Genomic DNA, 25757 nt, shown 5'->3' on the forward strand with positions numbered 1-25757 from the left:
CGCTAACTTAGCAGCTAGATACTTCTCCATTCGAGCTTTGCCACTGTTTGAAGCCACCAGCAACAGAGGCTACCTTGCTAAATCCAATGTGTTGCAAGGCTAACGCAGCACAAGCAGAACGACCACCAGAAGCACAATAGAGATACACAGGTACCTGCTGTGCTTCTTCTTGCGATAGATCTTTAAATTGTGGCAAGTCAAAAATCTTAAATTCAAGGACTCCCCGAGGTAAGGGTGTTGCGTTTGGAATAATGCCTTGTTGATGCTCTTGAGGTTCACGGACATCTAGTAACACAGCGTTTGTGAGGTCAGTTTGTTTCAGTTGATCGATGGTAATTTCAGAAATTTGTGACTTTACAGACTGTAGGTAGTCGATAACGCAAGGTTTCATGAGCATTCGTCCTTACAAAATAGTTTATGCAATAAGTGAATAATTTGAGCAGCTTCATTTGATGATAAGCTGTAATAGATCGTTTGCGAGTCGCGGCGAGTGGTAACAAACCCTTCTTTGCGTAATAGTGCGAGGTGTTGCGACAATGCTGACTGGCTTAAATCTGGGAGCAGGTTATTAAGCTGGCCAACAGAAAGTTCTTCTTCATGCAAAATACATAAAATCAATAACCGTTGTTCATTTGATATATTCTTCAAGAAACGAGCAGCTTCAGCCGAATTTTTTTGCATTGCATCGGTAATGTTTGAAACGTTCATTGAGATTCCAGCCTATAATATTAGTCTTATTTTGCCTTAGTGCGCGTGTTTTCGCAATTTTAAGCTTGACCCTCACAAGGGATTAAAGTCAGCTAAGGACTTAAGAGTCTTGCCTGTATTTTTGGGTCGAAACTCACCAGAGCTTTGATCAAAATCATAATCCTTGGACCAAGCTTCTGCGTTTTCAATAACTTTCAGAATTGAGTCGACCAAAAAATGGGCCTCTTGGTCGGTGTTCGTTGGGTGGAGCGAAACCCTAACCCAGCCAGGTTTATCGGTTAGATCTCCTTGATCAATTCGATTGGTGATTTCATGGCTTTGTAGCTGATCGACGCCGAGTAACAGATGACCATAGGTGCCTGCGCAAGAGCAACCCCCTCGGCTTTGTACCCCAAACCGATCATTAAGTAAACGCACCAGTAAATTATGATGAATACCAAGAACATAAAAAGAAACGATACATAAGCGGTCGTCTTGTTGATCCTCAAGAATTCGGATGTCAGGGTGTTGTCGTAAACCCTGTAGTAAGATCTTAACCAGCTCTTCTTCACGTGCTTGTATTTTATCGACCTGCATTGCGTCTTTAAGTTTGATCGAAAGAGCAGCCTTAATGGTTTGCAAAAAAGCAGGTGTACCACCATCTTCACGGGCCTCAATATTGTCAAAGAATCGATGCTCGCCCCAGGGATTGGTCCAAGACACGGTGCCGCCCCCCGGTTGATCAGGGACTTTGCAGTCGTAAAGCTTGTCATCGAAAATCAAAATGCCACTACTACCAGGGCCACCTAAGAATTTATGTGGGGATAAGAATATTGCGTCTAAGCGCTGCTCAGGGTTTGCAGGGTGCATGTCGATATCAACATAAGGCGCTGAAGCTGCAAAGTCGATAAAGCAAAGACCATCATACTGATGCATGATCTCAGCCATCTCGTGATAAGGGGTGGTAATACCCGTGACATTGCTACAGGCAGTGAATGATCCAATTTTGACCGGGCGATCTTTATAGTGCTCTAGTAAGTCTCGCATATGCTGTAAATCGGGGCGTCCTTCGTCAGTCGATCGAACGATCTCTAAGGTCACTTCACACTCATGCCATGTGGTTTGGTTGGAGTGGTGCTCCATATGGGTGACTAAGACTAGCGGCTTTTCATGCTCTGCAATCTGTAGCCGTTCGCGCCACTTTTCTGGCACTCGCAAGCCCAACATACGTTGGAATTTGTTAATGACCAGAGTCATTCCTGAACCCGCGGCGATTAAGACATCACTATCATAAGCGTTAACGTGTTGCTTAATGATTCTTTGAGCATCATGGTAAGCCTCGGTCATTGTAGTGCCAGTCAGTGTCGTTTCGGTATGCGTATTAGCTACATAAGGCCCTAATTCATGACTGATAAAATCTTCAATAGGACGGTATAAACGACCACTTGCAGTCCAGTCAGCATACAAAATGTTGCTATTATGGCTCGACTCAGAGTAATCGTGAGATTGTCCAATAATGTGTTCTCTGAAACGAGAAAAATGGTCTGTTAAGCTCATAGGGTTAACAAAGTGACAATATTAATAACTTCTAATATACATCAATGGTTGTCCTATAGGCAAGCCTAATAGTCGTTGGTTGGAGTAGTTGGTTAGCTAGAATGAAGAGGTGGCATTATAACTCTTGATGCCATCAGGTCTTAAACCTTTACCCATACGGATGTGTAAAATAACTTCTGTTGTTAGCGCTGGCTCTGATGGTTTGAACTGGTTTTTAAACTGTGGGTTAGAGTAGTTAGATTGTTGGCATTTATCTTGGCTGCATTCGGTTCGTTGGATCCTGTTAGTTTTAGAATTAACGAGTTCTTCAATCACCAGATAGCGTTGAACAATGACAAACCAGTCAAATTGCATGCGTTGAGTCAGTAAGCGGGAATGATCGAGAGCAAGAGCTTCTGCTTCATCAGGGCTGTTATGGAGAATTTTGTAATGGACACGGTACAGATTGTCCGTAACTTCAGTTGCGTATGGACCCTGGCCTACTGAGTGAGTAGGGTGATAACGGTATTGTGACGAACAGCCAGCGATCAATAATAAAACACCGAGAAGAGCCGTTCGAAAATTGAGAGGCGCGCACATTATTGAGACTGCCAATGATTATCAATGGCTTCATTCTCTTGAGAGCGATTAAGGAATGAGCCTTTGAGCGTGGAATCGAGCAAGGCATCCAGTTCGGGGTGAACTGAAGCGGTGCGATAAGTATCTGGGCTGCTAGCGTCAGTAGGAAGCCTTGAGTGGAGTTGCCAAGAGTTTCCGGTGTTGCATGCGATGTTAATATGGGCTTCAGCCGCTGAGCGTAAAGTGAAAAGACGACAGTAATCATCTTTTGTATTAATGAAACTGGCTTGAATGTTGAGATCCCACTGAGAATCTAAAGTAAAAACTTGATCGCTAGGCTTTTGGGTTAAATGTTGAGAAATTGTATCCCAATCAGGATTATATGAGCCGGGACTTGACCCTAAAAAAACACCGATAGTGACGCCAAACGTCAGAATAAATACGGCAGCAATCGCAATGTGCTCTCGAACAGAATGACTGGCTTTGCGCCAAAAAGACATCTCTATAACGTTTGACGGTGAAGAAGACTGACTTTTAGCCATTAATTGTTCGGTTGATTGTGGTAACGGTTTACCATCAATCGCATGCACAGTTGAACTGACTAGGTGATCGACCATAGTTAATTCAGCAACTCTATCGGAAATAGTTTCGTCGTTCGCGATAAGGTCTCGAATGGCATCCATTTCTTGTGCTGGAAGCTCGTTATCAATGAATGCACACAGCTGTTGATCAGTAATCGTCATGCGAATATCCTCATATCTTGATCCTTAAACCAATTAACCATAGCAACACGAGCACGAGAAATACGGCTCATTACGGTTCCAATCGGGATGTCTAGAGTGCTAGCGACTTCTTTATAGCTTAAACCTTCAACCACAACCAAAGACAAAATAGATCGAAGTTCTTCAGGCATTTGATTCATTGCACGTTGAACTTGGGCAATGGTAATCTGGTTGGTAATGATTTTATCACCATCAACTGCTGATTCTTGAAGTTCGGGTTTTTGAGTGGCGTCTTGACGAACTTTACGAGAGCGGTATTCATCTATCCACAAATTACGACAAACTCGGAAAGCCCACTTAGTAAGGTGGACATCATCAGGAACGCCTTTATCTAAAATACGCTCTAAGGTATTCTGCATTAGATCATCAGCATCATGATCGGATCCTGTTAGCGAAAACGCAAAGCGTCTGATCGCTGGGATCAACTCTTGAAGCTCTTTGTTCATCGAGAAACTTGTACTCATATTGGTATTAACCGTTACACCCTATAACAAGAAGACGTTTCAACTCCAGATTTTATTCAAAGAAATTGAGAATTTTTTACAGACAAGGAACGTCATTATTATATAAAGTGATGATTAATGTAATTTAGGAACATGTATGAATCGATATATCATATTCAGCGCACTATTGACCGTATTGTGTACGGAGGGCAATGCTGCAGCGGATATAGGGAATAAAGCGCTAGAAAGTATTAACAATAAAATTCTTAATGAATCGATAATAAAAGATAAAATAAAGCACGATAAGGAGTTTTATAAAGAGTTGCCGAGAGAAGTGGTGGGGGAGATTAATCAAAGCTTAAACAGAATTGATGCTGTGGCGGAAACGACCATTAATCCCTTGAAGCAAGACGTTGCTGTTACCGAAATAAAAAACACCATAGGGCAAACTGTCTATGTGGAGGTTGAAGTTGAAGATGGTTGGCGTGCTATAGACAGGGAGTGGTTGATTACAGTTAACAGTGACGAGGTGAGATTGTTAGAAACGCTAGGGGCGGAGATAAAGGAGCACCAAAAATTAGATAATCTAGAGTTATTAGTCGTTAGGTTCAAGATTCCCAGTAACCAGAACGAAAAAGATATTATTGAGCAACTACCTGAGCGATTGAAGAAGCAACTGGGAAGAAATCATGTGTATGAAGCCAGTCAAAGCCATAGTAATGGGGATGATAAAGCACAGGGAAATAAAATTCTTGATAGTGTTTGCAATAAGCCCATAAAGGTTGGCATGATTGATACGGCTATAAATACTAATCACCCAACGTTTAAAGCAGTAGACATCAAGCAAAAACAGTTCATGCAAGAAGCAGTTAAAACGCCTACAGCTCATGGTACTGCAGTGGCCAGTTTACTAGCAGGAAAGGATCAGCTGACTCCCTTATTGTCTCAGGCAACCCTGTATGCCGCGTCGGTATTTTACCCTCGTAATAATTACTCGCAGGGGGCGCCATTAATTAATTTGATAAAGGCGTTAGACTGGTTAGCAGGCGAAAATGTGGAAGTCATCAATATGAGCTTAACGGGACCTGAAAATCCTATTTTAGAGGCTGCGATTAATCAGGCTTTAAAACAAGATATTACAATAGTCGCTGCGGCAGGCAATGAAGGTCCTGCTGCATCACCACGTTTTCCAGCGGCGTATAAAGAGGTGATAGCGGCAACGGCGGTTGATAGTAACAATGATATCTACCGCTGGGCAAACCAGGGAGAGTATATAGATTTTTCAGCGTTGGGCGTTCTAGTTAAAACTGCAAGAGTAAGTAACGGCAGTAGTTATGAGTACGGTTTGGAAAGTGGAACGTCAATTGCAACGCCAGTAGTAACGGCTAAAGTGGCCTGCCAAATTGTTAAAGACAAAGCGAAGAAAACTATAATCAGCAACTTAGAATTAGAAGCTATTGATTTAGGAGAGCCTGGAAGGGATCCTGTCTATGGTTATGGTAAATTAGAATAAAAAAGCATCCTTGCTAAAGGGGAAGTCTCCATAATTGACTCTGTTTATAGCTCTACCTTGAAAAGTAGACTAATTTCATTAGCACTATAATCAGCTGATTCAAAGTTAGAGCTTGATTCAGTACTTTCTAACTGAGTGGCCAATGCAAACTTTGGCGTAAAATAGTAATCCCAAGCTAAGCGAAAAGTGTTACGACTATCCTCTCTAACTTGGCCAATGTCTGGGAGTTGCGCTTGATACTGTCGATCAAAATAACGCCAATGTAGTTGTAATCGGTGATTATCATTAGCGCCAAATTTACTGGATAAAGTTGCACGATAGTTGTCACCGTCATAACTGTATTCTGCCGAACTAGCAGCTTCCTCGTCCGCAGAGTAACCTATGGAAAAGAAACTTTTTCCTTGGTTGAAGAAAAAATAAGCATCAAGCCCTAGAGCATCGTTGGTAGCATCACGCTCTGGAATAGAATCAAATGTTTTATCAATGGTTATAGCTTCAGCTCGAACGAAAATACTGTTGTTAAATAATTTGGAGAGATAAAAACTGTCGCGACTCATATCTAAAAAGTTGTCACCGGCTAGTTCAGCATTAATGTCATGATGACTAGCACCGACTGTAAGAACAGTAAAGTCGTAAGCAATATCACCAAATAGACGATGGACTCTTAAATCAAAGTCGTCACTGTCTTGGTAATCTGTATCAGACAAATTATAACCTGCCTGGACGTTTAAGTTGTCCGCAACAATCCAGTCGCCGCTTACATCTAAAGATAAATATCGAGCTGTATCACCATTGTTGTTAAGCTGATCAATTTCTTCTACGACCAACTCTGAGTTGTAAACGATCCCGGCTTCGGCAGTAAGCTCATACTCTGACTGAATATCTGCCAGAGCTGCATGACTAACAGCCAATATCGGTAAAGGTAACAAAAGCTTTTTCATGAATAGCTCCTTTGGGACAAAGAAAGAGGCCAGATGAGCTGGCCTCAGAATTAAACATTATTGATCGATAGGTAAGCGATCTTTAATACTATCGATGATGTTTTCATCAACTGCATCTTTCACTGAAGTGCTAATTTCAGCACCGATTGCAGATTCAACATTAGCTTCTACTGATTTATTGACGCTGGTTGAAACTTCGGCATTGATTGACGCGTCAGCCGAAACATCAGTGTTTTGATTAACATTTGACAAGGTGTCATTTGCCGTTTCCAAAGCGCTAGAGGCAGCATTAACCCCTGCGGTGGCAGCTTGATTAGCATTTGTGCTGGCGCTTTGAGTAGCTTCAGTAGCGACAGAAAGAGTACTCGTAGTATTTTGCTCTAGGCTACTTTCTGCATTGCCTTCGGCACGCCCTTCTGTGCTAGCTTCATTATTATCTTCAGCAGCGTTACTATCATCGCCTGCTGATTCCATCGCTCCACTATTATTGCTTGCTTCTATAGCGGTATCCAAACCAAGAGAAGCTGCTGTATTTGCTTTACCTGAAGTATTATTGGTTGCATTGGCGACGGTGTTTACTCCTGATTGGCCTTCAGCTTGAACAGAGCTATTGATATCTGTTGCTTGCTCTTGGGTTTCATTTTGCGCTGTATCGCCCGTTGAGATAACCGTTGCTTGTGCCTGTGATGCTGCTTCAGATGAAGCTGTAACGCCAGACTGAGCTGTCTGATTTGCCTGTGCCGTAGTTGATTGAGTTGTTTGGGTAGCCGTTGAAACATCCACTGAGGATGAGGTGTTGGCCTCTGCGTCAGCACCTGCCTCTGCAGATAGAGTGACTTGGCTTGTAAGTGCTAATGCAGCGAAAATAGTAGAATACTTAAAAATTGTCATAATAGACCTCTCTGTTATTTATTCGACATTCGCAAAGGTGACGGCTGAGGAGAGGTATTTATTCAAAGAGGTAGTGAAAAATGTGAACTGGTTCTAAGGAAGTTGAGCCAGATAGCGCTCCATTTTTCGATAGCTCAGCGTTTCACTGATGTGCTTGGGTTCTATTAAGGGAGATTGCTCGAGATCAGCTATAGACCGAGATACCTTTAAAATACGGTGGTACGATCGTGCTGATAAGTTAAGTCGAGTTAACGCTTGGGTCAGTAATTCTTTGGAGCCTTTACCAAGCGCACAATATTCATCAACTTCAGAAGCTTCTAATTGACCGTTAAGTTTGCCTTGGCGATCGAGCTGATACTTTTGACTGGCTTTGACTTCCTGTCGGATATCATTGCTGCTACGTTGTGTTTGTTTTCTACCGTTTAACAGTTCATCTTGGGAAAGTAGCGGGACTTCGACCTGCATATCGATACGATCTAACAAAGGCCCTGAAATCTTACTCAAGTAGCGACGAATATTATCCGGTGTGCATCGACAGTGCTGTTTAGTATTACCAAAGTGACCACAAGGGCAGGGGTTGGTCGCGGCTAACAATAAAAAGTCAGCAGGGTATTCCGCTTGATGGTCAGCCCGAGAAATAGTGACACGGCCTGTCTCGAGCGGTTCGCGTAAATTATCCAAAACTTGTCGAGAAAACTCAGTAAGCTCATCAAGAAACAGCACGCCTTTATGAGCAAGACTAATTTCTCCAGGCTTCGGATGACTGCCACCCCCGATAAGTGCGGGAGCTGAACAAGAATGGTGAGGATCCCTATACTTGCGAGTGAAAAACTGTTGAGCGTCAAAGCCTAGGTGGCTGACCGAATAGATCGATGCTGATTCTTTTGCCTCGGTTTCTGACATTGAAGACAGAATGGTCGGCATTCTAGAGGCCAGCATGCTTTTGCCTGTGCCAGGCGGACCGATAAACATTAAATGATGCTTGCCACTGGCCGCAATCGTCATGGCGCGTTTAGCAGACTCCTGCGCAATAACGTCAGACATATCCACAGAAAAGTGATGACCATTCAATGAGGCATTTGAGCGGCAATCTGATAATGGCTGGTTGTAGCTCAGGCTGTGGCATACCTGTAATAAATGCTCCGCAAATTGTGAGCGATTAGAAGGAACTAAACCGGCTTCGTCAGCATTATCTTTCGGAACAACGAGTGTTCGTGTTGCTTCAGTGCAAGCTAATGCGACGGGCAGGGCGCCTTTAACAGGGCGTAACTCCCCTGTTAAAGCCAGCTCACCGATAAATTCAAACTTGGATAATTGTTCTGCGGGTATTTGTTCTGATGCCGCCAAAATCCCCAAAGCAATCGGTAGGTCAAAGCGACCGCCGTCTTTGGGCAAGTCAGCAGGCGCAAGGTTAATGGTGATACGCCGAGCGGGAAACTCGAAGTTAGAATTGATAATAGCACTACGAACCCGATCCTTACTTTCTTTAACAGCTGCTTCCGGTAAGCCAACAATGTTCAAACTCGGTAAACCATGAGACAGGTGTACTTCAACCGTAACTAACGGCGCCTCGATCCCCATTCCCGCGCGGGAAAAAACTACAGCGAGTGACATTCCTTGTCCTTGATACTAATAATAAGTGGAATATAAAGATTAAATATAAGGACAAACATATATATTATCTTAAAAGCTTGTAAGAAATGGCTGAAAAAATTGTACGAGCGGTGAATAAAACTTGTACTAACACTGATAAGTATTAAAGTAAAAATTGAGCAGTGAGTATATAACACAAAATTTAAAGGTCTAGGTAATCTAGGTACGGGCTTAATTAAGAAGTGTTATACCGTGAAGATGGAGCTCATACACATATAGCAAAGTGGAAAAGGAGATACTATGAAAAACAATGGATGGAATTTGTTAGAAATGTGCAAAGTAGAATTAAGTAAAGTGCAAAAACTGGCTTTGCAACGAATACAAGAGGAAGATGAGGAGATAATTACTTTCTTAGCGAAAAAAATAGACAAGGAATGCGGTAATAAGCGTAATGATGAATATTACCAAAAGGGCTGCTTCGCTCTTAAGCAGTATTATGCTACAGCTGTGTTGGATCCAATACATGTCCATGCAATTTCATCAGAGTTGGATAACTTCTGGCACGCGCACATACTGGATACGGTGAGCTATAATATGCTTTGCGAAGATTTGGGAGTTTACATGCATCATGATCCTTTAAACCCCGAAGATAAGTCAAAGTATGACGAGGTATTGAGTGCGTATAAATACACTAGAGAAACGGTGTTGGAGAAGTTGTTTGGCGAGGAGAATCTAGACTCGCACTTTCACCCTGTTGAGACCAGAGCGGTCTGCTTGCACGACGTGGATAGGATAAAAGCAGATGTTTTATTGAATGACTCTCCTTTCAATGAAAATACAGAAATGCTAAAGATAAAGTCTAAATATGGTCACAGAGCAAGAAGGTCAGAACTTCTTCACTCTTTGACTAAAAAAGTACCCTACTAAAAAGCGCTCAGGGTTAGAATCTGTTAAGTTTTAATTCTATGGTTTTAACCCTGCTTTATTATCCGAATGTATTAGGACTAGACTCTGCCCTCAATTATCTGACGCCAATTATTAGTTAGTGGTCAATATAACTCCCTGCTGATATCTGTGCTTCTAGTGCTAGACTAGGAGAATGGATAAGACGTTCCTATTTCAAATACTTGCTGATGTGACTTTATTACTGCATGTTATCGTGGTGTTATTTGTCGTTATTGGTTTAGTGTTGATCATTATTGGAAATTTGCTCCACTGGAGTTGGGTGAACTCGTTATGGTTTCGCTTAGCTCACTTAGTGATTATATTATTGGTGGTAGCAGAAGCTTGGCTGGGATTTACTTGTCCGTTAACAACCTTAGAGCTATGGTTTAGAGACATGGCCGAGGACGATACTTATGCTGGTGGATTTATAGCGTATTGGTTACAACAATTGTTATATTGGGATTTTCCAAGCTGGGTATTTACAACCCTGTATACGGTGTTTGCAATTTTGGTGGTCGGTATCTGGATCCTATATCCGCCTGGGATACAAAATAAAGAGCAAAATAGTGAGTCATAAAATGACTATAAGGTCGGTTTTAAAAAAGGAGAAACAGGTTTTAGGGAAGTTGATGGTCGAGGTTTATTCTAGCCTGCCTGGATTTCCTACACCGGATGAGCAGCCTGAATACTATAAGATGCTAGCGAATGTTGCTGATCTTGCTGATAGCTCGAATACTGAGGTCTTGGTGGCAGTTAGTGGAGAGAAAATATTGGGTGGTGTGGTGTATTTTTCGGACATGGCTCAGTATGGCTCTGGTGGAACGGCTACCCAACAAAAAAATGCCTCAGGATTTCGTTTGTTAGCTGTAAGTGAAGAAGCTCGTGGATTGGGTGTAGGCAAAGCACTGACAAATTACTGTATAGGAAAAGCGAAAACAGACGGTAATAAAGAATTAATTATCCATACCACAGAAGCCATGAAGCTGGCTTGGGGTATGTATGAAAAGCTAGGTTTCAAGCGATCAATGGATTTAGATTTTCTACAAAAGGGGTTCCCAGTCTTCGGCTTTAGACTCTCGCTACAGTCGCATATATAGTTGTTTTAATTGTCTTTTTTTAGCGATTAATATAACGTTATCAAAGCGATAACTTATATAATGCAGAGGTAAAGATGACAATAAAAGATAATAGCCAACGTTATGGACAGGTCAGTCGTTTACTGCACTGGGCAATGGCTCTGTTGATTTTGTGGCAATTTATGAGCGCAGGAGCACACTTCCTTTTTGATGAAACCGCGGTTGAGGCATTTTTCTGGCCAACTCACAAGCCTGTAGGTTTCTTAATATTAATTCTCGCAGTCATTCGTGTCATCTGGGCGTTAGTGAATGTCGTTAATAGACCAAAAGCCGTTACACTGATTTCTAAGTTGGGTCATATCAGTCTATACCTACTTTTATTAGCTATCCCTATCGTAGCTTTACTACGACAGTATGGTTCTGGACGCTCGTTTGAGCCATTCGGGATACCTGTATTTTCTGGTTTCGAAGGTGAAAAAATAAAGTGGATGACGGATCTTGGAAGTAATTTTCACAGCACCTTAGGCTGGATCTTGTTAGCGCTTATTGTTGGGCATATTGCTATGGCGGTATGGCATCGAAAGAGTAAAAACCAACAAGACGTATTGCCCAGAATGTGGGGAAAAAGTCATAAGGGGTAACTAGAAAGAAAAGATGGATCCCCTTATCATGATGGCAAGCTTATCATTCACTTGGAGTATTACTTGAAAGCTATTGTTGGTGCACTTGGCGCTTTATGTATGCTGACCTTATCAATACCGGTTAACGCTGCCGCAGAAACCGTTAGCATAGCGGTAACCAGTACAGACTGGGCATTGTTGATTGTTTATATTCTTGTGGCGTTATTGTTCTCATTTGTATGCTCTATCGCTGAGGCAGTTTTATTAAGTATTACGCCGTCCTACATCGAGCACTTGCAACAAGAGCAACCAAAGCGTGCTGCGTTGTTAAAAAAGTTACGTTTGGATAATGTCGATCGTTCATTAGCAGCGATTTTAACCTTAAATACCATCGCGCATACCGTAGGCGCGATCGCGGCTGGGGCGAAAGCAACGGTGGTATTCGGTAATACCTGGATTGGTTTGTTTTCTGCTTTAATGACATTAGCCATCTTATTCTTTTCAGAAATCATTCCCAAAACCATTGGGGCCGTCTATTGGGAAAAGTTAGCGCCCGTTACCGCTGTATTTGTACGCTGGCTAACCAAGGTTTTATACCCTTTAATTTGGGTATCAGAAGGATTGACGAAGCTTATCTCTAAAGGCAAACAGCAACACATTTTTAGCCGAGAAGAATTTTTAGCAATGGCAGGTTTAGGTAAGAAAACGGGCGACATTGATGAACATGAATCACGAATCATTGATAACTTATTTCGATTAGGCTCATTAAAGGCAAAAGATATTATGACGCCACGTCGAGTTGTTCATTACCTACAAGAGAACGACAAAATTAATGATGTGTTCGATCATGTCGTCAGCACCAAGTTTTCAAGAATTCCGGTATACAGTCAGGACATTGATGATATTACTGCTTTCGTGCTGAAAGATGACGTTCTGATGGCTCAAGCCCAAGGCCAAGAGAATTGGGAGCTAAAACAATTACAACGTGAAATGATTTGTGTATTGGATGAAATGACTTTGCCGAACCTACTCGAAACCTTACTTAACCAGCGACAGCACATTGCTTTAGTGGTGGATGAGTATGGTGATACGCGAGGTCTGGTCACTTTAGAGGATTTAGTAGAAACCTTGCTCGGGATGGAAATCATGGATGAAGTCGATGAGGTCCGAGACATGCAAAAGCTGGCCAGAGAACAATGGCTACAGCGTGCCCAGAAAAGGGGGCTCTTGGTTGATGAGTTAGAAGAGAAAAAAGAGAGTGATGAATAATGTGTAAAAAAAGCTGACATTGTGACCTTTGCCTTTGACAAGGCTTGTGATAAGGTTAAGTGGAGGGGGTTCATCTGGAAAAAAATGTCAATACACAGTCTTATTCCACCAGTTGTTAACGCGGGTATAAGAAAAACAGCGGATTCTAATTTACCTGCTAATTTACCAGCGAAAAAGCGTACTGCTCATCTTAAAAGCATTTTCTTAGGATTATTGTCAGTCATAGTCCTGCTACTCATTGACATTAGCCAAGTATCTGCCGCTGAGCCAAATAACAAAGAACAGCAGCGGAAGTTTGATGAGCTGTTTCAGCAAGCTGAAAACCAAGAAACTGATCTTACAACGATTTATGAACTGGTGTTCTTCCTCGAGTCTTTACGAAAAGCCATTCCTGAAGGTGATGATGTCAGAAAAAGACAGTACCAATATTATGTCTGTCTTGCGGGTTACGGGCCTGACTTCGATGCTTCAGAACAGTCGATACAAGCGTTAATCAAAGAAGCTCAATCAGCAGATGACCGAATAGCAGAGGCTCGGTTTAATTATTGCTTAACCCATTATTACCTTACACAATCAAACTGGAAAGGAGGTATATCCTCGGCTACGGAAGGCGTGTCGATTGCTCGAAATCTTGATAAGCCACTATTGCTGGCAGAAATATTAGCGCTTAGATGTTCCATCGCTTCTTTAATTGGCCAGTACGCTAACTCTTTGTCAGATTGTTTAGAAGCCAAAGAACTTTATGAGAGCGTTAAAGGAGATCAGGCTGGAAAGCCAGTGTTATTTGATATTGGTGTTGCCTACCGCCGAGTGGGTTTTTACGATAAAGCTTTAGAGTACTTTGAAGATGCAAAAACATTTGCGGAAGACCATGACCTTGACCTAGGCGTTATTCAAGCATTAACTCAAATTAGCTATATTTACCACGCCCAAGGAGACTATCTGAAAGCACTCGAGATACAAAATTCAGCGTTAGAGATCGCTGATGAGAAAAGTATCTTTATTGAAAATGGGAATATTCATACCGCCAAAGCAGGAACTTTAAATGAATTGCATCGTTTTGACAGTGCCTTACTAGAATTAGAAAGAGCGGAAAATCAATTTGCAAGGTATGGGACGACTGATACCTTAGAAAATATAGAGCTAGAGGCGGGAATTGCAAGAAGTGGTTTAGGAGAGTATGAGAAAGCTGAGCAACATTTTGAAACGGCAGAACGCTTAATGCTTGAGAGCGGTAATGAGCGCTATTTGAAATGGTTATACGAAGCTCGAGCTGAAAACTATAGAGCTCTAGGTCGGGATAAGGACGTCGTTGAAGCACTAAGAAAGTATAAGGAAATAACCGAAAAGTTAAATTTAGAACAAAATAAACAGCAGACCATTATTTTACGGTATCAGTTTGATAATGAACGTCAAAAGATTGAAAACCAGCGATTAATAGCTGAGAAAGAATTGAAAGCTAGAGAGTTAGAAAACCTAAAAGCAGTAAAAAATTGGCAAACATTAGCGATGATTTTGGGGCTCTTGTTAACGGCTATATTAGTAGTGTTTATTATTAAACAAGCGACTCACTCTCGTCGTTTAGCAAAATTAGCCCTAACAGATAGTCTTACTGGGATTGCAAATCGGCGGCATATTGAACAACATGCCAAAGATGTTATCGAGCAGACAGTAAAAGAGAACAGAAGTGCCAGTATTATTGTTTTCGATATTGATCACTTTAAGGAAGTTAATGATAAATACGGACATGGCGTGGGTGATGAGGTTCTCAAAGTATTAGCAAAGTTTTGTGAGGAAGCATTAAGAAGGGAAGATAGGTTAGGGCGTTACGGGGGAGAGGAGTTTGTTGCGGTACTGCCAAATGCAAAGCTCGAGGATGCATATCAGGTGGCTGAGCGCCTAAGAGAAGGAACAGAAAGTCTTGATATTAAAGTTAGAGAGTATCATGTCAGAGTTACCATCAGCTTAGGAGTGGCTGAGTATGACGTCGAGGAATCACTAGACTCCTTGGTGAAACGGGCTGATAAAGCTTTGTACATAGCGAAACGTTCAGGAAGAAATAATACTCAAAAAGCGAAAGGGAAAGGTTTGGATAAAAAATAAGCAGAAAATGTCAGATCAAGGGAATGATAATATTCATATATTCACTTCATTAAAAATCATTTAAACCTTATAAATATAGGGTTTAAAGAATGTGTTCAAAAGATAGATAAAATAAATATCTTTAAAATCATAGGCTTATACCATTCTGTTAATATCTTAAACACCATTAATAAAAATAAAACCTATACTAATCAATGATTTATAAGGGAAACAATGTAATAGATACCTAGGACAGAAGAAGTGATAAAAAAAGATATATATAAAATATTTAAATAAATCAGTAAGTTAAACTGGATGCGATGTGTTGAAAAACTAAAAATGAGAGACGACTTTTATCGTCAAAAAGGATGACTCTTAGTAACACATTGAAATATAAATTATTGATAATCTAATTGTGTCGAGTGATTAATTGAGGAGACACAAAATGACTAACGAACATGACAAAAAAACTGATGGTTCTGAAGAAGAGCAGGGTAAACCTCAGGCATCAGAGCAGGAATCAAAAGCAAATGAACAGTCTTCGGAGCCACAAGATGACAATGTGGTTGACGGCGAAGCAGAAGTGCTGAGTAGCGAAGTTGCAAGCCCAGAAGAGAAGAACTGGGCGATGCTGAGTCATATCGCAGCGTTTGCAGCATTAATACCGCTTATACCTTTGATAGGTATGGTTCTGGGGCCGCTATTTATATGGTTGTTCAAGAAAGAAGAGATGCCACTAGTCGCGCAAAACGGTATAGAAGCCTTAAACTTTAATATTTCAATGTTTATCGCCTACTGTGTAGCGTTTGTACTGTGCTTTATCTTAATCGGTATTCCAATTATGGTCGGATTGATTATTTTCCACTTTATTGTGACTATCTTGGCGGCAATCAAAGCCAGTGAAGGTGGTGTCTACAAATACCCATTTTCAATGAAGTTAGTGAAATAACGCTCTCTCTAAACATATCGTTTAAAAAGATTTTATAACTTACCAGGGCGGCTTCGGCCGCCTTTTTCTATTAAGTCTAAAAAACAGACAAAGACCATAGATGTGAAAGACTAAAATCTCTATAATGGCTACATCTCTCGGGGTGCCGTAGCGATTAAAGCTAACTGATAGCTTCACGCGTTAGGCTGAGACTTGAGCTAAGATGTTGATAAAACATAGTCTTTAAAACATAGTAAGCCAAGAACCCGTATTACCTGATCCGATTAGCATCGGCGTAGGGAAGAGTAGCCTCAAGGGTGAAACAAAGTCTGAACAACCCCTTGTTCTATTATCTTTTTTGCGCCGGTCATAATTTTTGGAGATCCCAATTCTTGGAGACCAGCATGGCGAAAAATGATCCTATCGAACTTAACCAGCACACGATTACTCGTGATCCACTTCCAGCGTCTAAAAAAGTTTATATAGAAGGCTCTATTCATAAGAATATTCGTGTGCCAATGCGCGAGATACAACTGACGAATAAAGAGAAAGTGACGGTTTACGATACGTCAGGCCCATACACCGACCCAAACGCTGAGATTGATGTAAGAAAAGGTTTACCTGAACTTCGCCGTGATTGGGTCGTTGGTCGTGGTGATGTTGAAGAATATGAAGGTCGTGAAATTAAACCTATTGATAATGGTTACACGGATGATGATAAAGCCTTCGCTACTCATAACCCTGATTTACAAAGAAAGCCACTGCGCGCGAAACAGGGGCAGAATGTCACCCAACTACATTATGCTCGCAAGGGTATTATTACTCCAGAAATGGAATATATCGCGATACGCGAAAATCAGCGCCGTCAAGAGTGGTTAGATGCTGAAACATCTGAAGAGCGTGAGAAGCGATTAAAAGGTAATTCATTTGGTGCTAATACACCCGATGAAATTACGCCTGAATTTGTACGCAAAGAAGTTGCTGAAGGTCGTGCGATTATTCCTGCGAATATTAACCATACTGAAGTAGAGCCGATGATTATCGGGCGTAATTTCTTAGTGAAAATTAATGCCAATATTGGTAATTCAGCGGTGACTTCAAGCATTGAAGAAGAAGTTGAAAAATTAGTTTGGGGCATTCGTTGGGGTGGTGATACTGTGATGGATTTATCCACCGGTAAAAACATTCATGCAACACGTGACTATATTTTACGAAACTCGCCAGTACCGATTGGAACAGTACCAATTTACCAAGCATTAGAAAAAGTTAATGGTGTAGCTGAAGATCTAACATGGGAAGTCTTCCGTGATACGTTGATAGAACAAGCGGAACAGGGTGTGGATTACTTTACGATCCATGCAGGCGTGTTATTGCGTTATGTTCCATTAACGGCTAACCGTGTCACTGGCATCGTATCGCGCGGTGGTTCTATCATGGCTAAGTGGTGTATCGCACATCACAAAGAAAATTTCCTATACACACACTTCGAAGACATTTGTGAAATCATGAAAGCTTATGATGTGAGCTTTTCACTAGGCGATGGTCTGCGTCCAGGTTCTTTAGCGGATGCCAATGATGAAGCACAGTTTGGCGAGTTGGAAACGTTAGGCGAGCTAACAAAAATCGCATGGAAACATGATGTGCAAGTCATGATTGAAGGCCCAGGTCACGTGCCCATGCACATGATCAAAGAAAACATGGAAAAGCAATTAGAGGTGTGTGATGAAGCGCCGTTCTATACGCTTGGCCCTTTAACCACAGACATTGCTCCAGGTTATGATCATATTACATCCGGTATTGGTGCCGCCATGATCGGTTGGTACGGTTGTGCAATGCTTTGCTATGTAACACCGAAAGAGCATTTGGGTTTACCTAATCGTGATGATGTTAAAACAGGTATCATTACCTATAAATTAGCAGCTCACGCTGCTGACGTAGCGAAAGGTCACCCAGGCGCTCGTTATCGTGATGATGAATTATCAAAAGCACGATTCGAATTTCGCTGGGAAGATCAGTTCAACTTGGGTTTAGATCCAGATACTGCTCGTGAATTCCATGATGAAACTTTGCCAAAAGACTCTGCAAAAGTAGCGCATTTCTGTTCGATGTGTGGCCCTAAATTCTGCTCAATGCGAATCAGTCAAGATGTGCGAGATTATGCGGCGGAAAAGAAAAAGATTGAAGAGGGTATGCAAGAAAAATCAGACGAGTTCAAAAAACAGGGTGGCGAAATTTACGTTGAACTAACTGATTAATAGTGACGATGAAACTCGCGGTTGTGGGAGCCGGAATTGCAGGGCGATTGCTTTCGTGGCGATTGTCAAAGCTTGGCTATGACGTAGAGCTCTTTGATAAACAAAAAAAGGGTGAGCAGCAAGCTTGCTCTTTTGCTGCGGCTGGGATTTTATCGCCTTTAGCAGAGCTTGAAATGGCGGAGCTTGATATCTACACCTTGGGCAACCGTTCAATGACTCTATATCCGCGATGGTTATCAGAACTGTCAACGCCAGTTTTTTTCCAACAAAAAGGCTCTCTAGTCACCGCCCATGGTAGTGACAAAGTAGAGTTAGAACATTTTTACCGTGTGGTAAAAAGAAAAGTTGGTACAAAAGACTCAGAGCAAGCATTAATAGAAAAAATATCTGTAAGTGAGAAAGAAGACGATCTTAGCCATTTAGGTGAAGGCTTGTTTTTACCTACGGAAGGTCAGATAGATCCCATAGAGTTAATGGACAGTCTGTTTAATGATCTGAACAAAGCTAAAAACGTTAAGATCCATAATGGGGTAACCATTAACCATATTGCTAATCATAAGGTGGAAACACAAGATGGTGATAAAGCATTTGATTGGGTCTTTGATTGTCGTGGTTTAGGGGCACAAAGTGATCTCCCGTTACGTGCAGTACGAGGCGAATTGATATGGTTAAAGGCACCTGATGTTGAAATTAAGCATTTAACACGGTTAATACATCCGCGCTATAAAATCTATGTGGTGCCTCGGCCCGATAATGTTTATCTAGTTGGTGCCACAGAGATCGAAAGTGAAGACTATAGTCCGGTATCGGTGCGCTCAAGTTTGGAGCTATTATCAGCGGCGTACAGTGTTCATCGCGGGTTTGGTGAGGCAAGAATTATAAAAAACGTGGTTAATTGCCGCCCAGCGTTACCTAATAATTTACCCTTAATAAAAACGGAAAATGGTCTTACACAAATTAATGGTCTTTACCGTCATGGCATTTTGTTAGGACCAGCTGTGGTAGAAAAAGCAATTGAAGCATTTGTGCAGGAAACGAAGCAAGACGTAAGAAAGGTTCAGTATGCAAATTAAAGTGAATGATGAAGTGTTGGATATTGAGCAAGGTATGACCTTGGCACAATTTATTGAATGGTTTAAACAAGATGGTAATTTTGCGGTGGCTGTTAATATGGAGTTTGTACCGCGTTCTTTATATTCGGAAACTGCATTAAAGGAAAACGATAAGGTGGAAATTGTTCAGCCGATGCAGGGCGGCTAAAATTTTAAATCGCCTAACCGTCGTTAGAACCTTGTTAAAATTGTTTTTTGTTTTAGTCATTTGCTAGAGCAAACTCCTGCAACAATAAGCAATTTTTCCGCGTTTTAACTTAGTTTAAACAATTTAAAGTGAGTTATCAGAAATGCTTTGTGAAAACCATTTTCTAGAATGTCTTTCCAGTATGGTTTTATTATTTAATTAGGTAGTAACCGTCTAGTAGAAGATCGCTGAGAAGCGAAACCTGTTGTTAAGTAAAAATAAAGGTATCAAAGTTTTGTTGAGAATATACCAAGTAAAGGTAAATACATGCTGAAAATCGGTGGTAAAGACGTTAACAGTCGACTGTTTTTAGGGACGGCACTTTATCCGTCACCGCAAATTATGCTGGATGCTATTAGAGCATCTGAAGCAGAGGTCGTCACTGTGTCCGTTCGTCGAGAAGGACAAGGGGGTGAAAATTTCTGGAAGCAAATTAATCAGTTGGATTGCCACTGGCTACCGAATACTGCTGGCTGTCATACGGTTAAAGAGGCAGTAACCACCGCAGAAATGGCGCGTGAGTTGTTCCAAACCAATTGGATTAAGCTGGAAGTGATTGGTGACGAATACAATTTACAGCCAGATCCTTTTCGGCTACTTGATGCGACAAGGGAGCTAGTGAAGCGTGGATTCGAGGTGTTCCCTTATTGCACGGATGATTTAGTACTGTGTCAGCGTTTATTAGACGCTGGTTGCAACATTCTTATGCCTTGGGGAGCGCCGATTGGTACAGGACGAGGCCTGAGCGATCCTTATGCACTACAAACATTGCGACAACGATTACCAGATATTCCCATGGTGATTGATGCCGGTATTGGTTTACCATCACATGCGACTCAAGCGATGGAGATGGGCTTTGATGCTGTACTACTGAATACAGCAGTAGCGCAAGCAGAAGACCCCGTGAATATGGCTGCTGCTTTTAAAGAAGGGGTAACGGCTGGTCGTCGAGCGTATGAGGCTGGCGCTATGCCTGTGCGTGATATTGCGAAACCAAGCACCCCAGTTTTAGGGACACCTTTTTGGCAACAAGATAAAGGCGACGTTTGATGTCGGACTGTGTTAAGCCAGTAGTATGGACGGTGGCAGGTTCTGATACGGCGGGTCTTGCAGGTCAGGTTGCGGATATAAGAGCGATGGAAGCACTGGGTGCTCACCCTTGTATGGTAACCACCGCCGTGACGGCACAAAATAATCAGCAAGTGATAGCGATTAACCCCTTAAATTACGAACAAATTCACTCTCAATTTGAAGCTCTTAAGACGGTATTTCCGGCAACTGCGATTAAGGTGGGTATGATTCCTACGCTAGAAGCTTTTCAAGCGGTAATGGACTTTGTTAAAGGGTATGAAGGAAGTGTGATTGTTGATCCGGTACTGGCCAGTTCATCGGGTAAACCATTAGTGGATGATGGCGTCACCAAAAGATTTTCCTCATTGCTACCTAAAATACGCTTAATAACACCGAATATTCCTGAGTTGAGTTTGCTAACAGGCTTGTCCGTGACTGATGAGTCATCCATAAAAAAAGCTGCAAATCGACTGATTGAACTTGGTGCCTCTGCGGTTTTAGTTAAAGGTGGCCACGCTGATAATGTTATTGGCGCTAGTCCGAAGTATGTTCATGACTATTTTGTTAGTGCAGAACAAAGCTTCTGGCTACACAATAAAAAGCAAAAAACCATCAACACCCGTGGCACCGGTTGCGTGTTAGCGTCTGCAATAACGGCTGCCTTGGCACACAATTACTCATTAGAAGATGCGGTGGTGCTCGGAAAGATGTTGTTAAATCAAGGGCTACGCCACGGCTATAGTTTGGTCGGTGAGCCAGATTTACAAAAAGGGCCATTGAAACCGTTAAATTGGCCGAGCGAAACTCGGGATGTGCCTTTATTGACGGCAACCATGGATGAGCCAGTGAGCTATCAGTTTCCAGCCTGTACTGAGTTGGGTGAGCTAGGACTGTATCCAGTAGTGGATAGGGCCAGTTGGTTGGAGCGCTTGTTGCCCCTAGGCGTGACTACTATCCAGTTACGAGTGAAGGATTTGACGGGTGATGCGTTAGAGCAAGAAATTGTTGAAGCAGTCTCTATAGCTAAGAAATACGCCGCTCGACTTTTTATTAACGATTATTGGCAATTAGCCATAAAACACCAAGCATATGGTGTCCATCTTGGGCAAGAGGATTTAGCCGAAGCCGATCTTAGTGCCATTGCTCAAGCGGGACTTCGTTTGGGGTTGAGCACGCATTGTTATTATGAAGTGGCGCGTGCTCATGCCATAAAGCCGAGTTATTTGGCCTGTGGTCCGGTTTATCATACTGATAGCAAAGATATGCCTTGGATTCCTCATGGTATTGATAATTTAATGAAGTGGATGGACTTATTACCGGATTATCCGTGGGTGGCGATTGGTGGAATTAATTTAGAGCGTTTTCCTGAAGTGGTGCAGACAAAGGTCTCTGGAGTCGCGATGATTTCAGCTATCACACAAGCAGATGACCCCGAAGCTGTGACTAAAACAATGATGGCGATGTTCGACCATGGATAATTTCTTATTCGAAGAGTCTGAGGTGGTTCAATTTATCGAACCAGCGCAATTAAAACAGTGGCTGTCACAAGGGGATGCGCCGCTGATCATCAATGTTACGGGGGAAGAGTCGGCGCTTGAAGAGTGTTCGTTAAATGCCGACAAGCCACTTTCCGTGCCTATAACTGAGTTTGCCAGCGTTATTAATGAGTTAGATCCTGACCAGCCTACGGTTGTGGTGTGCCAGCTTGGCCAGAAAAGCTTTAATGCGGCGCAGCGTTTAATTGAGTCCGATTATAGCTGCGTGTTTAGTTTGCACGGCGGTTTAGAGGCGTGGAAAAGAATGCTGGAAGGAAGCCAGTAAGATAAAAAATGTAACATTTCAGCGCTAGCCAGAGCCCTTCAGCTGACTATAATAAGATTCATAAAAGGAGATAATATGTCAGAAAAACAATCACTTATCGATGCTAGGCCAGAAGAATCCAAAAGGTTACACCCCGACTCCATTAAGGCATCAAGAATTAGTCATGGAATTTTTGCTATTCTTTTAATGGTTGGCGGCTGTGTGGTCTCTTTTATTGCTTCAAGCTGGTACTTGTTATTAATCATCACAGCAGTAGTCTTGTTGATATTTTTAACCGGCTTTATTTGGGCAAGGAAGTCGTATCAGTATACTTGGTATTGGCTGACTGAAGAGGGGTTGTATATTCAGCGTGGTGTTTTGTGGCGTCGAAAAACGCTAGTGCCACGAAACCGAATACAACACACCGATGTAGGGCAGGGGCCATTACAACGAAAATTTAGCTTAGCGAAGTTAGTGGTTTATACCGCAGGTACACGGGATGCCTCAGTACCACTGGATGGTTTAGAGTTTGGAGTGGCTAACGAGCTTAGAGAGCAATTGCGACAAGATGGCGACGATGATGCAGTCTAAGGAAGAACGGAAGCTTCATAAAGCATCGCCGATATTTATTCTGCTGGATAATATCAAAAAAATTATCTTTCCAGTATTGATTGCATTAGTCGGGCCTGGTGGAAGTTACTGGGAATATATTGCGCTAGCCATTGCCTTATTAGTGAGTTTGGCGTCTGTGATTCAATATCGCTTTTATCGGTATTGGTTAGAGCCAAATCAAATCCGCGTTAAGGAAGGCATCTTGTTTCGTAATGAGCGCCAGGTACCTTATAAGCGTATTCAAAATTTAAATCTGACGCAAAATCCTTTGCATCGAATTCTCGGCGTAGTGACGGTTCAACTGGAGTCGGCGTCTGGCGGAAAGCCGGAAGCGGTGATTAGCGTTGTCGATATGGAGGCAGTTAAAGAGCTTAAGCGCTTAGTCCATGGTGCGGATGAAACGGTTCAAGAAGATGTTCAGCCAGAAGAAGGGGCACAAACAAAGCCATCCTTGTTGAGTTTGCCGTTTTCTGAAATTGTACGATATGGAGTGATTACCAATAAAGGACTGGTGATTCTTGCCGTCGTATTTGGTTTTTTATCCCAGCTAAGCGATGGGGCTTTAAAAGATTATATCGAACACAAAATTGTGGCTTTTGCTAACTGGGTTACCGCAAGCTTTGATAGTGTCTTGGGTGACTTTGGTGCATTAACCATTGTGGTTTATGGCTTAGTGCTGGCAGTACTGGGGCTTGTAGGTCTATGGCTATTGTCTATTACGTTTGCCTTGTTCAAGCTGCATGACTTTGAGCTGTTGAAAAATAAAGGCAAGCTACAGGCGACCATGGGGTTGTTAACGCGAATGCAAGCGACGATACCAATGTCCCGCATACAAACGCTAACCGTTCGGAACTCACTACTGCATCGCTGGTTTAAAAGGTTAACCATCAGTGTTGAAACTGCTGGTGGCGTTAATCACGAGAATCAAGGGCTTGCGATTAAAGAGATTGCGCCTTTAATCAATCAGCAACAACGCGCCAAGATGCTCAGAGACATTCAGCCGGATGTTTCGTGGCAAGCCATCGAGTGGTTAGGAATTGAGTCGCGAGCGGTTAGAAGGATTACCAAAAAGCTGTTATTAGTCAGCGCTATAGTGTCGGCACCTTTGGCTTTCCTGCATTGGGGGTGGACCATTCCTGCATTTACCGTTTTCTCCACTCTAGGTTACTTGTATGCCCGAGCTTATGTAAAAAATACAGCTTATTGTCTTGATCAAGACATGATTGGCTTCAAAAGTGGTGTTATCTTCAAAAAAGAGACTTACGTACGCCTAAGTAAAATTCAAACGGTTCAAGTCAAAGAAAGCCTCTTTGATCGCCGCTATGGCATGGCTAAATTAGAAGTTGATACGGCTGGAGCGATAGTGGGTGCACACCATGTCGATATTCCTTACATCATGCTACAAGATGCGATGCGAATACAAAATAAATTAGTGGAGCGTGTGAGTAGCAGGCAGTTTGTTTGGTAATCAATCAGCGGATTTTAGTGCTCCTCTCTTATAAACTCGGCCAGCGTATCAAAGCTGGCCTGATCAATGTTAGAATAAGCGCAATCTGTAATAGACTCAGCCGCTAGAACTATCCACAGCAAGCTTCTGGCTGAGCAAGAATTGAGTAATGAATAAGGTGCCCCATGAATAAAGATTTCTTAAGTCATCTTCAAACACAAATTGAAGAAGTAAAAAGTGAAGGCTTATATAAGAAAGAACGCGTCATCGATTCGCAGCAGGCTGCGGATATCCACGTCACATCTGGCGAAAGTGTGCTGAACTTTTGTGCCAACAATTACCTTGGCCTGGCTAACAGTCCTGAGTTAATCGAAGCGGGCAAAGCCGCGCTTGATAAACAAGGTTATGGTATGGCGTCAGTGCGCTTTATTTGTGGTACTCAAGATGTTCATAAAGAATTAGAACGTCGTATCAGTGACTTCCTTGGGATGGAAGACACGATTCTTTATTCTTCCTGTTTTGATGCAAACACGGGCTTGTTCGAAACGATTTTATCGAAGGAAGATGCGATTATCTCAGACTCACTGAATCATGCTTCGATTATTGACGGCGTACGCTTGTGTAAAGCGATGCGTTATCGCTACAGCAATAATGATATGGCGGATTTGGAAGAGAAACTCAAGCAGGCTGATGCAGATGGCGCGCGTTACAAATTAATTGTGACCGACGGTGTGTTTTCAATGGACGGCATTATTGCCGATTTAGAAAGCGTCTGTGACCTTGCGGATAAATACAATGCATTAGTGATGGTAGATGATTCACACGCAGTAGGTTTTATTGGTGACAAAGGTCGCGGTACCCATGAGCATTGTGGCGTGATGGATCGTGTCGACATTATTACAGGTACTTTAGGTAAAGCACTAGGCGGTGCTTCAGGTGGTTATACTGCTGCACGCAAAGAAATTGTGGAATGGCTGCGCCAGCGCTCTCGTCCTTATCTATTCTCAAACACGCTAGCACCAGTCATTGCGTCGGCCAGTTTACGTGTGTTGGATATGTTAGAGAGTGGCGACGAATTACGTCAAAAATTAAAGCGTAACAGTGAATACTTCCGTGAGAAGATGACTGTACTTGGCTTTGACCTAGTCCCAGGCGAGCACCCGATTATTCCGGTGATGTTGGGCGATGCGTCGTTAGCCAGTAACTTCGCTGACAAAATGCTGCAAGAAGGCATTTACGTTATCGGCTTCTCATTCCCTGTGGTACCAAAAGGGCAGGCGAGAATTAGAACGCAAATGTCAGCCGCACACGACATCGAACATATTGATCGCGCGATTGCTGCTTTTGAGAAAGTGGGTAAAGAATTGGGCGTGATTAGCTAATTAAAG

General features: G+C 42.3%; 26 protein-coding genes. 17 read left to right on the forward strand and 9 right to left on the reverse strand.

Annotation, left to right across the window (positions count from 1 at the left end; all coding sequences use genetic code 11):
* Window positions 1–7: 7 nt before the first annotated feature.
* The 6 genes from TQ33_RS00090 to TQ33_RS00115 all read right to left on the reverse strand — a co-directional run bounded on the left by TQ33_RS00090 (window position 8) and on the right by TQ33_RS00115 (window position 4030).
* Window positions 8–391, reverse strand: coding sequence for a rhodanese-like domain-containing protein (locus TQ33_RS00090; protein ID WP_046560258.1), 384 nt, complete (start codon window positions 389–391; stop codon window positions 8–10).
* Window positions 388–708, reverse strand: coding sequence for an ArsR/SmtB family transcription factor (locus TQ33_RS00095; protein WP_046560259.1), 321 nt, complete (start codon window positions 706–708; stop codon window positions 388–390). The genes TQ33_RS00090 and TQ33_RS00095 overlap by 4 nt, the downstream gene beginning before the upstream one ends.
* A 72-nt stretch (window positions 709–780) precedes the next feature.
* Window positions 781–2244 carry an aminotransferase class V-fold PLP-dependent enzyme gene (locus TQ33_RS00100; RefSeq protein WP_046560260.1) on the reverse strand — a complete coding sequence of 488 codons (1464 nt, stop codon included), beginning with the start codon at window positions 2242–2244 and terminating at the stop codon, window positions 781–783.
* 96 nt (window positions 2245–2340) lie between these two features.
* Complete coding sequence (locus tag TQ33_RS00105; RefSeq protein WP_046560261.1) at window positions 2341–2823, reverse strand: CC0125/CC1285 family lipoprotein; 483 nt, start codon at window positions 2821–2823, stop codon at window positions 2341–2343.
* The gene (locus tag TQ33_RS00110) at window positions 2823–3545 is read right to left on the reverse strand and encodes an anti-sigma factor family protein (RefSeq protein ID WP_046560262.1); all 723 of its coding nucleotides are present in this window, start codon (window positions 3543–3545) and stop codon (window positions 2823–2825) included. The genes TQ33_RS00105 and TQ33_RS00110 overlap by 1 nt, the downstream gene beginning before the upstream one ends.
* Window positions 3542–4030: an RNA polymerase sigma factor gene (locus tag TQ33_RS00115; RefSeq protein WP_046560263.1), complete on the reverse strand. Its 489-nt coding sequence runs from the start codon at window positions 4028–4030 to the stop codon at window positions 3542–3544. The genes TQ33_RS00110 and TQ33_RS00115 overlap by 4 nt, the downstream gene beginning before the upstream one ends.
* A 154-nt stretch (window positions 4031–4184) precedes the next feature.
* Between TQ33_RS00115 and TQ33_RS00120 the strand changes: the two genes are divergently transcribed.
* Window positions 4185–5540 (forward strand): S8 family serine peptidase, encoded by a 1356-nt coding sequence (locus TQ33_RS00120; protein WP_052735131.1) that lies wholly within the window; start codon window positions 4185–4187, stop codon window positions 5538–5540.
* A gap of 44 nt (window positions 5541–5584) precedes the next feature.
* Here TQ33_RS00120 and TQ33_RS00125 read toward each other — a convergent pair whose 3' ends face one another.
* From TQ33_RS00125 to TQ33_RS00135, 3 genes are all read right to left on the reverse strand, one after another.
* On the reverse strand, window positions 5585–6481 hold the full coding sequence (locus TQ33_RS00125) for a hypothetical protein (protein ID WP_046560264.1): 897 nt from the start codon (window positions 6479–6481) through the stop codon (window positions 5585–5587).
* Between the two features lie 57 nt (window positions 6482–6538).
* The gene (locus TQ33_RS00130; RefSeq protein ID WP_046560265.1) at window positions 6539–7372 is read right to left on the reverse strand and encodes a hypothetical protein; all 834 of its coding nucleotides are present in this window, start codon (window positions 7370–7372) and stop codon (window positions 6539–6541) included.
* Between the two features lie 93 nt (window positions 7373–7465).
* Window positions 7466–8986 carry a YifB family Mg chelatase-like AAA ATPase gene (locus TQ33_RS00135; protein ID WP_046560266.1) on the reverse strand — a complete coding sequence of 507 codons (1521 nt, stop codon included), beginning with the start codon at window positions 8984–8986 and terminating at the stop codon, window positions 7466–7468.
* 279 nt (window positions 8987–9265) lie between these two features.
* Here TQ33_RS00135 and TQ33_RS00140 point away from each other — a divergent pair, with 279 nt between their 5' ends.
* The 16 genes from TQ33_RS00140 (at window position 9266) to TQ33_RS00215 (ending at window position 25751) form a co-directional block, all read left to right on the forward strand.
* The gene (locus tag TQ33_RS00140) at window positions 9266–9892 is read left to right on the forward strand and encodes a glycine-rich domain-containing protein (RefSeq protein ID WP_046560267.1); all 627 of its coding nucleotides are present in this window, start codon (window positions 9266–9268) and stop codon (window positions 9890–9892) included.
* Between the two features lie 172 nt (window positions 9893–10064).
* Window positions 10065–10487 (forward strand): DUF2784 domain-containing protein, encoded by a 423-nt coding sequence (locus TQ33_RS00145; protein WP_046560268.1) that lies wholly within the window; start codon window positions 10065–10067, stop codon window positions 10485–10487.
* Window positions 10488–10539: 52 nt separating this feature from the next.
* Complete coding sequence (locus TQ33_RS00150) at window positions 10540–11007, forward strand: GNAT family N-acetyltransferase (protein ID WP_228640186.1); 468 nt, start codon at window positions 10540–10542, stop codon at window positions 11005–11007.
* Between the two features lie 74 nt (window positions 11008–11081).
* Window positions 11082–11627 (forward strand): cytochrome b, encoded by a 546-nt coding sequence (locus TQ33_RS00155; protein ID WP_046560270.1) that lies wholly within the window; start codon window positions 11082–11084, stop codon window positions 11625–11627.
* A gap of 99 nt (window positions 11628–11726) precedes the next feature.
* Complete coding sequence (locus tag TQ33_RS00160; protein WP_052735304.1) at window positions 11727–12875, forward strand: hemolysin family protein; 1149 nt, start codon at window positions 11727–11729, stop codon at window positions 12873–12875.
* Between the two features lie 84 nt (window positions 12876–12959).
* Window positions 12960–14978, forward strand: coding sequence for a tetratricopeptide repeat-containing diguanylate cyclase (locus TQ33_RS00165; RefSeq protein WP_046560271.1), 2019 nt, complete (start codon window positions 12960–12962; stop codon window positions 14976–14978).
* A gap of 424 nt (window positions 14979–15402) precedes the next feature.
* Window positions 15403–15906 carry a DUF4870 domain-containing protein gene (locus TQ33_RS11800; RefSeq protein WP_052735132.1) on the forward strand — a complete coding sequence of 168 codons (504 nt, stop codon included), beginning with the start codon at window positions 15403–15405 and terminating at the stop codon, window positions 15904–15906.
* A gap of 383 nt (window positions 15907–16289) precedes the next feature.
* Window positions 16290–18140, forward strand: coding sequence for a phosphomethylpyrimidine synthase ThiC (thiC, locus tag TQ33_RS00175; RefSeq protein WP_046560272.1), 1851 nt, complete (start codon window positions 16290–16292; stop codon window positions 18138–18140).
* Between the two features lie 8 nt (window positions 18141–18148).
* Complete coding sequence (locus tag TQ33_RS00180; RefSeq protein ID WP_046560273.1) at window positions 18149–19213, forward strand: FAD-dependent oxidoreductase; 1065 nt, start codon at window positions 18149–18151, stop codon at window positions 19211–19213.
* Window positions 19203–19400: a sulfur carrier protein ThiS gene (gene thiS / locus TQ33_RS00185; RefSeq protein ID WP_046560274.1), complete on the forward strand. Its 198-nt coding sequence runs from the start codon at window positions 19203–19205 to the stop codon at window positions 19398–19400. Before TQ33_RS00180 ends, thiS begins: the two co-directional genes overlap by 11 nt.
* 306 nt (window positions 19401–19706) lie before the next feature.
* A complete protein-coding gene (locus TQ33_RS00190; RefSeq protein ID WP_046560275.1) occupies window positions 19707–20489 on the forward strand; it encodes a thiazole synthase in 783 nt (260 codons plus the stop codon).
* A complete protein-coding gene (gene thiE / locus TQ33_RS00195; RefSeq protein WP_046560276.1) occupies window positions 20489–21988 on the forward strand; it encodes a thiamine phosphate synthase in 1500 nt (499 codons plus the stop codon). The genes TQ33_RS00190 and thiE overlap by 1 nt, the downstream gene beginning before the upstream one ends.
* Window positions 21981–22331, forward strand: coding sequence for a rhodanese-like domain-containing protein (locus TQ33_RS00200; RefSeq protein ID WP_046560277.1), 351 nt, complete (start codon window positions 21981–21983; stop codon window positions 22329–22331). Before thiE ends, TQ33_RS00200 begins: the two co-directional genes overlap by 8 nt.
* Window positions 22332–22406: 75 nt before the next feature.
* Window positions 22407–22901 (forward strand): PH domain-containing protein, encoded by a 495-nt coding sequence (locus TQ33_RS00205; RefSeq protein ID WP_046560278.1) that lies wholly within the window; start codon window positions 22407–22409, stop codon window positions 22899–22901.
* Entirely contained in the window at window positions 22888–24390 is a 1503-nt protein-coding gene (locus tag TQ33_RS00210; RefSeq protein WP_228640194.1) for a PH domain-containing protein, read from the forward strand. Before TQ33_RS00205 ends, TQ33_RS00210 begins: the two co-directional genes overlap by 14 nt.
* Before the next feature lie 164 nt (window positions 24391–24554).
* The gene (locus TQ33_RS00215) at window positions 24555–25751 is read left to right on the forward strand and encodes a glycine C-acetyltransferase (RefSeq protein WP_046560280.1); all 1197 of its coding nucleotides are present in this window, start codon (window positions 24555–24557) and stop codon (window positions 25749–25751) included.
* Window positions 25752–25757: the final 6 nt, after the last annotated feature.

Origin of the sequence: Kangiella geojedonensis (assembly GCF_000981765.1) — a bacterium.
Classification (GTDB): Bacteria; Pseudomonadota; Gammaproteobacteria; order Enterobacterales; family Kangiellaceae; genus Kangiella; species Kangiella geojedonensis.

Coding starts and splice junctions, on each gene's coding strand:
- TQ33_RS00115 (WP_046560263.1), bottom strand. CDS start 4,030: ATGAACAAAGAGCTTCAAGAGTTGATCCCAGCGATCAGACGCTTTGCG.
- TQ33_RS00205 (WP_046560278.1), top strand. CDS start 22,407: ATGTCAGAAAAACAATCACTTATCGATGCTAGGCCAGAAGAATCCAAA.
- TQ33_RS00150 (WP_228640186.1), top strand. CDS start 10,540: ATGGTCGAGGTTTATTCTAGCCTGCCTGGATTTCCTACACCGGATGAG.
- TQ33_RS00110 (WP_046560262.1), bottom strand. CDS start 3,545: ATGACGATTACTGATCAACAGCTGTGTGCATTCATTGATAACGAGCTT.
- thiE (WP_046560276.1), top strand. CDS start 20,489: ATGTCGGACTGTGTTAAGCCAGTAGTATGGACGGTGGCAGGTTCTGAT.
- TQ33_RS00135 (WP_046560266.1), bottom strand. CDS start 8,986: ATGTCACTCGCTGTAGTTTTTTCCCGCGCGGGAATGGGGATCGAGGCG.
- TQ33_RS00090 (WP_046560258.1), bottom strand. CDS start 391: ATGAAACCTTGCGTTATCGACTACCTACAGTCTGTAAAGTCACAAATT.
- TQ33_RS00120 (WP_052735131.1), top strand. CDS start 4,185: ATGAATCGATATATCATATTCAGCGCACTATTGACCGTATTGTGTACG.
- TQ33_RS00190 (WP_046560275.1), top strand. CDS start 19,707: ATGCTGAAAATCGGTGGTAAAGACGTTAACAGTCGACTGTTTTTAGGG.
- TQ33_RS00180 (WP_046560273.1), top strand. CDS start 18,149: ATGAAACTCGCGGTTGTGGGAGCCGGAATTGCAGGGCGATTGCTTTCG.
- TQ33_RS00105 (WP_046560261.1), bottom strand. CDS start 2,823: ATGTGCGCGCCTCTCAATTTTCGAACGGCTCTTCTCGGTGTTTTATTA.
- TQ33_RS00100 (WP_046560260.1), bottom strand. CDS start 2,244: ATGAGCTTAACAGACCATTTTTCTCGTTTCAGAGAACACATTATTGGA.
- TQ33_RS00165 (WP_046560271.1), top strand. CDS start 12,960: ATGTCAATACACAGTCTTATTCCACCAGTTGTTAACGCGGGTATAAGA.
- TQ33_RS00215 (WP_046560280.1), top strand. CDS start 24,555: ATGAATAAAGATTTCTTAAGTCATCTTCAAACACAAATTGAAGAAGTA.
- TQ33_RS00140 (WP_046560267.1), top strand. CDS start 9,266: ATGAAAAACAATGGATGGAATTTGTTAGAAATGTGCAAAGTAGAATTA.
- TQ33_RS00125 (WP_046560264.1), bottom strand. CDS start 6,481: ATGAAAAAGCTTTTGTTACCTTTACCGATATTGGCTGTTAGTCATGCA.
- TQ33_RS00130 (WP_046560265.1), bottom strand. CDS start 7,372: ATGACAATTTTTAAGTATTCTACTATTTTCGCTGCATTAGCACTTACA.
- TQ33_RS00155 (WP_046560270.1), top strand. CDS start 11,082: ATGACAATAAAAGATAATAGCCAACGTTATGGACAGGTCAGTCGTTTA.
- TQ33_RS00145 (WP_046560268.1), top strand. CDS start 10,065: ATGGATAAGACGTTCCTATTTCAAATACTTGCTGATGTGACTTTATTA.
- TQ33_RS00200 (WP_046560277.1), top strand. CDS start 21,981: ATGGATAATTTCTTATTCGAAGAGTCTGAGGTGGTTCAATTTATCGAA.
- TQ33_RS00095 (WP_046560259.1), bottom strand. CDS start 708: ATGAACGTTTCAAACATTACCGATGCAATGCAAAAAAATTCGGCTGAA.
- TQ33_RS00210 (WP_228640194.1), top strand. CDS start 22,888: ATGATGCAGTCTAAGGAAGAACGGAAGCTTCATAAAGCATCGCCGATA.
- TQ33_RS00160 (WP_052735304.1), top strand. CDS start 11,727: ATGCTGACCTTATCAATACCGGTTAACGCTGCCGCAGAAACCGTTAGC.
- thiS (WP_046560274.1), top strand. CDS start 19,203: ATGCAAATTAAAGTGAATGATGAAGTGTTGGATATTGAGCAAGGTATG.
- thiC (WP_046560272.1), top strand. CDS start 16,290: ATGGCGAAAAATGATCCTATCGAACTTAACCAGCACACGATTACTCGT.
- TQ33_RS11800 (WP_052735132.1), top strand. CDS start 15,403: ATGACTAACGAACATGACAAAAAAACTGATGGTTCTGAAGAAGAGCAG.